At 46.3% G+C, this 2214-nt stretch carries 2 protein-coding genes; both read right to left on the bottom strand.

What is annotated here, in order from left to right; genetic code table 11:
• Nucleotides 1–48: 48 nt before the first annotated feature.
• Nucleotides 49–1221, bottom strand: a complete 1173-nt coding sequence (gene moeB / locus AC5JMF_RS01580; RefSeq protein WP_495793967.1) for a molybdopterin-synthase adenylyltransferase MoeB — start codon at nt 1219–1221, stop codon at nt 49–51.
• Nucleotides 1222–1500: 279 nt separating this feature from the next.
• The gene (locus AC5JMF_RS01575) at nt 1501–1959 is read right to left on the bottom strand and encodes a M67 family metallopeptidase (protein ID WP_495793966.1); all 459 of its coding nucleotides are present in this window, start codon (nt 1957–1959) and stop codon (nt 1501–1503) included.
• Nucleotides 1960–2214: the final 255 nt, after the last annotated feature.

Here is a 2214-nt window from a genome sequence, read left to right as displayed (position 1 = left end):
CGCTTAGAGCGACACAGGAGCGTCGCGTCATTACGAATTACGAATTATTTAATACTCTGGAACCGATGGGTCTACTTCTCGACTCCAAGCTGTAATGCCACCTTTAACATTCGTGCCCTCAATACCAGCTTCTTTGAGGATGCCGAGGGCTTTTGCCGATCGCCCGCCCATTTTACAATGAGCAATTAAGCGGTGGCCGTTGAGTAATTCCTTCACCTTGGCAACGCCATCTCCATTTTCAATCTCTGGTAATGGTACCAAAACTGAGCCAGGAATCCTGGCAATATCATATTCATGAGGATTGCGGACATCCAACAAGATAAAATCTTTGGCACCGCTATCTAGCACTTCCTTCAGTTGCTGCACCGTCATTTCTGCAATTTCCATCTGCTGTTTTGCCTCCTCTGCTTTAGCTTGTGGGATACCGCAGAATTGTTCGTAGTCTATCAGCTTTTCAATGACTGGGCGAATCGGGTTAGGACGCAACTTCAATTCCCGGAACTTCATTTCTAGGGCATTGTACAATAGCAGTCGTCCACTCAAAGTATTGCCTTTTTTGAGAATAATTTTGACTGTTTCCGTGGCTTGAATGACACCAATAATTCCTGGCAAAATTCCCAACACCCCACCTTCTGCACAAGAGGGAACCATGCCTGGTGGTGGTGGTTCTGGGTACAAGTCACGATAATTTGGCCCACCCTCATAGTTAAATACAGTAGCTTGCCCTTCAAAGCGGAAAATAGAACCGTAGACGTTGGGCTTATTCAGCAATACGCAGGCGTCATTGACTAGATATCTAGTAGGGAAGTTATCAGTACCATCCACCACAATATCGTAAGGCGCAAGGATATCTAAAGCATTCTCCGAAGAAAGACGAGTTTCGTACAAATCAACCTGACAATAGGGGTTAATCTCCAGAATTCGCTCCTTTGCCGATTGAATCTTGGGTTTACCTACCCAAGATGTACTGTGAATTACTTGGCGTTGCAAGTTGGAAGTATCAACAACATCAAAATCAACAATACCAATGCGACCAATACCCGCCGCCGTCAGATATAAAAGCAGCGGCGCACCAAGTCCACCTGTACCGATACATAATACACTGGCAGCCTTGAGGCGTTTTTGTCCTTCCAGTCCCACCTCCGGCAAAATCAGGTGTCGGGAGTAGCGTTCGTAGTCGTCTTTTGTCAACTGGATTTCTTCCAGATTGGGATTAAGCATAGCAGTTGTGATATGGAAGAGCGAATTATTTATCCTATCGAAAAATGATATGCGTATTAAATAATTCGTAATTCGTAATGACGCGACGCTCCTGTGTCGCTCTAAGCGAAGCTATGCCGCAGGCTTTACGCTGACGCTATCGCGGACTAGCTACCGCTGCGAAGCGCGTAATTAAGTTTTGTAATGGGATGAAATCCCAACACAAAACTTACAGGTTCAAAACTTACAGGTTATAGAACCGGGGGACTTAAACCCACGGAACGTGTTAAACTAACGGCGTTAAATTATGTTTTCTATTTTCTCTGCTTGAAACTGGTGAGCATCATCAAGGCTCCAGCTTTGCACTTCTTGAGCTTTGCCGTTTTGCACGCAAACTATTATATATGAGTATCCTTGCCAAGCATATAAGCGATCGCATTCTGAAGGAATCGCCGGGTGATCAGGATGAGAGTGAAAAATGCCAATAATATGCAACGAGTGATTGCGTGCTTGCTTTTGAGCTTGTAACATGACTTCAGGTGCGATCGTATATTGTCGTCTTTTACCCTCTAGTGACTTATCGCCTGTAAAATCCGCAGCCGCTTCTGTGTTCCAAGCATTTTCTGTCGGCATCACCTCTACTACCGTCTTGCTCTCATCAGCCAGATCACCCAAAATTATACCGCAACCCTCTTCAGGATACGCGTCCTCAACATGAGCGTAGATGCTTTGTAAATGCTCTTGGCTAAATCTGATCATCTCTGCGTATAGCTAAAGAGTAGGGAGTGAGGGAGATGTGGTTCGACTTCGCTCACCAACCGGGGGGTGAGGGCAGGGGGCAGGGGGAGAATAAATAATTACGAATTACGTTAGCGTTAGCGAAGCGGTAGCGATAGCGTAGCGTAAAGCCTACGGCATAGCTTCGCTTAGAGCGAGTCATCGAGCGTCGGTACGAGCGTCAGCGGTAGCGAGTCCTCGATAGCGTTAGCGTAAAGCCTGCGGCATAGCTTCGCT

The organism is Desmonostoc vinosum, assembly GCF_059505385.1.
This window is presented reverse-complemented; position numbering and strand designations above follow the sequence as displayed.